Origin of the sequence: Pseudomonas brassicacearum (genome assembly GCF_003732265.1) — a bacterium.
In the GTDB taxonomy this organism is placed as follows: Bacteria; Pseudomonadota; Gammaproteobacteria; order Pseudomonadales; family Pseudomonadaceae; genus Aquipseudomonas; species Aquipseudomonas brassicacearum_D.
The window spans coordinates 1-299 of the sequence record NZ_MOBK01000382.1 but is presented as its reverse complement, the minus strand read 5'-3'; the positions used below and the strand labels follow the sequence as shown (position 1 = coordinate 299).

Below are 299 nucleotides of genomic sequence, written 5' to 3'. Positions count from 1 at the left end.
GGTCACCAAAGTACGCAGCGAAACGCGCCTGTTGCGGCGGCTCGATTGGCTGATTGCGGAAGAATAAAACCTGATATTTGAGTAGCGCCTGCTCGATGGCGTCGCGGTGTTCCAGGCTCAAAGGCTGGCTGATGTCGACGCCGCTGATCTGTGCGCCGAGGGCTGAGCTTAATGGGGTGATGTTGAGGCTGCTCATGGTCTTTCTCTTCGAATTCGGGGTTCAAGCTTTTGTAGGAGTGAGCCTGCTCGCGATTGCAGACTGGCAGTCAATGCTGTGGTGAATGACACACCGCAATCGA

Annotated in this window: 1 protein-coding gene; it reads right to left on the bottom strand. The window is 55.5% G+C overall.

The annotated features are described in order from the left end of the window. Positions 1–196: TauD/TfdA family dioxygenase (locus tag BK660_RS31835; protein ID WP_185045346.1), on the bottom strand; the 196-nt coding region annotated here is incomplete at its 3' end. Between the last annotated feature and the right edge of the window lie 103 nt (positions 197–299).